Below are 2,596 nucleotides of genomic sequence, written 5' to 3' on the forward strand. Positions count from 1 at the left end.
TCCATGTTCTGCCTGGCTGATCTGGCGGACGGCATCGAACACTTCGTCAAGTAGCACCGCGTAGAAAATTCCGGTGTTCAGGTGGTGACTGCGGCCGTGGTCCCGCAGGTTCAGGCGGAATACATCGAAACCGCGGCTGAAGAGAAAACGGCCCGTGGTACGGATGTAGGTGGAGTCCGAACTGCCTTCCCAGCCGTGCAGCAAAATAACCAGGCCCTTGCTATGGGGCCGGGGTTGCCGGCTCATGGATCCCGACAGGCGCACCCCATCAGCGGTGGTGAGGATGGTCTCCCGGGCAGCGTCGACCATTGGGTTTTTTCCCCAGGCACGCATGCCGGCGCTGGCCAGCGCGGTCTGGACGCCGGCCGGCTTCAGCCAGAAGGGCGGGTTCAAGTTACCGCATTCAATCGATGAACGGGTCTCTCCCATTTTTTCAGGTCGGCAGGGCACGATCATGCACCCAGCTTTTTCAGCGCCTCGGCCATCTGCGCCTCGCTTATTTTTTTCAGCATCCGCAGGGTACAGCGGGGGCAGCGCGTCCCGGCGAGATCTTGCGTGGTGCGGGTGAGATGTCCGCAATTCATGCACTGCCATGGGTCGCCGGCGCGTTTATCCCTTGCCGAGGCGCTGATCAGTGGTGCCATGCAGCCGTTTATCAGAGCGAGTGCGCCCAACCCCAGGATGCCTGACAGCAGGTTTACTATAAAACCCCTTCGATTCATTGCGTTTTCCATCCCTTTATCGTGGTTTTATTGAACCGTTCCGTGCCGGAAAATAAGGGTTAATATCAATTTCTCATCTGGCGGTAAACCCTTGAAATGGAATAGCCCTGGTATTTCTATTGACAGAAACACGATTTGCAGCGTAAGAACATTGGTCGTGATGGTGTCGGCACCTTTTCCGGTTGTGCCAAACCGCTTTTGCCGTGAAGGGCGGCGGGTTTTTATTACTATCTAAGGAGGAACGTGTATGAAACCCAAGAGCTTCATCCTGTCCAAAGATGAGATTCCCAGACAATGGTACAATATCCTGGCGGATATCAAGATGAACCCTCCCCTGGGACCCGACGGCCAACCGATAAGCCCCGATATGCTGGCACCGGTGTTCCCCATGAATCTCATTGAGCAGGAGGTGAGTTCGGATCGCTGGATCGACATTCCCGAGCCGGTTCTGGATGTGCTTTCCATCTGGCGTCCGGCACCCTTGACCCGGGCAACCGCTCTGGAGAAAGCGTTGGGTACACCGGCGAAAATATACTACAAAAACGAGGCCCTGAGCCCACCGGGCAGCCATAAGCCCAACACGGCCGTGCCGCAGGCATACTACAACAAGGTTTTCGGCATCGAGAAAATCACCACCGAAACCGGCGCCGGCCAATGGGGCAGCGCGCTCTCCTTCGCCTGTGCGCAGTACGGGCTGACCTGCAAGGTCTACATGGTGCGTATCAGCTTCGACCAGAAGCCTTACCGCAAAGCCATGATGGAAACCTGGGGCGGTAAGTGCATCGCTTCCCCAAGCAATGAGACCAAGGCCGGCCGGGATGCCCTGGAAAGGGACCCCAACACCCCGGGAAGCCTGGGTATCGCCATTTCAGAAGCCGTTGAAGCGGCGGTGAGCGACACGTCGGGCAAAACCCGCTACTCGCTTGGCAGCGTGCTCAACCATGTGATGCTCCACCAGACCATCATCGGCCTGGAGGCCAAAAAACAATTCGAAATGGCCGGCGACTATCCGGATATTATCATCGGCTGCGCCGGCGGCGGCAGCAATTTTGCCGGCCTGGCCTTCCCCTTTGTTCTCGACAAAATGAACGGCAAGCAGATTGAGATCTACCCGGTGGAACCCAAGGCATGTCCGACGATGACCCGGGCGCCTTTCGCATACGACCACGGCGACACCGCCGGCTACACGCCGCTGCTGCCCATGCACAGCCTGGGGCACAACTTCGTGCCGGCGCCGATCCACGCCGGCGGCCTTCGCTACCACGGCATGGCCCCCACTATCAGCCAGCTGATCAACGAGGGGTTGCTCACGCCCAAATCGGTAGGTCAGATGGCCGCTTACGAGGCCGGTATTCTGTGGGCGCGGACCGAAGGGTTCATCCCTGCGCCGGAAACCTCCAATGCCCTGGCTCAGGTGGTAGAAGAAGCGAGGATCGCCAAAGAAGAGGGCAAAGAGAAAACCATCGTGGTCAACTTCAGCGGACACGGCCTGCTGGATCTGGGTGCCTACGACAAATACTTATCCGGCGAACTGTTCGACTACAGCCTGGACGATGCCGAGATCGAGAAATCGACGGAAATTCTCAGCAATTACCCCAAACCCCAAGACCTCAAGAGTACCTGATGGAACCGGAAGGTCTTGAACGGCGATGCCCCCGGCTGGGCGGCGATGTGGCCTTTGGCTACTGCAAGGTCTGCGGTGAAGGCAGAACACCCTGTTTCAAGGTGTTCGACTGCTGGTGGGAGCGCTTCGACGTAGTGGCGCACATGCAGTCCTGCCTGTCACCGGAATCCTTCGACGCGCTCTCTGGCAGCCGTCCCCAGCCGAAAATGACCAGCCTGGTGGACTTGATCCGCCAGGCCCAGGAACGGGC

General features: G+C 58.4%; 4 protein-coding genes. 2 read left to right on the plus strand and 2 right to left on the minus strand.

Annotation, left to right across the window (positions count from 1 at the left end; genetic code table 11):
• Both QNK41_RS12285 and QNK41_RS12290 read right to left on the minus strand, forming a co-directional pair.
• A partial coding sequence (locus tag QNK41_RS12285; protein ID WP_319257275.1) for an alpha/beta fold hydrolase occupies positions 1 to 456 on the minus strand: 456 nt, incomplete at its 3' end.
• Positions 453 to 722 carry a hypothetical protein gene (locus QNK41_RS12290; RefSeq protein ID WP_319257277.1) on the minus strand — a complete coding sequence of 90 codons (270 nt, stop codon included), beginning with the start codon at positions 720 to 722 and terminating at the stop codon, positions 453 to 455. The genes QNK41_RS12285 and QNK41_RS12290, both read right to left, overlap by 4 nt.
• 247 nt (positions 723 to 969) lie before the next feature.
• Here QNK41_RS12290 and QNK41_RS12295 point away from each other — a divergent pair, with 247 nt between their 5' ends.
• Positions 970 to 2,346 (plus strand): TrpB-like pyridoxal phosphate-dependent enzyme, encoded by a 1,377-nt coding sequence (locus tag QNK41_RS12295; protein WP_319257279.1) that lies wholly within the window; start codon positions 970 to 972, stop codon positions 2,344 to 2,346.
• On the plus strand, positions 2,346 to 2,596 hold a 251-nt coding region (locus QNK41_RS12300), incomplete at its 3' end, for a hypothetical protein (protein WP_319257281.1). The genes QNK41_RS12295 and QNK41_RS12300, both read left to right, overlap by 1 nt.

This window comes from Desulfosarcina sp. (assembly GCF_033791525.1).
Classification (GTDB): domain Bacteria; phylum Desulfobacterota; class Desulfobacteria; order Desulfobacterales; family Desulfosarcinaceae; genus Desulfosarcina.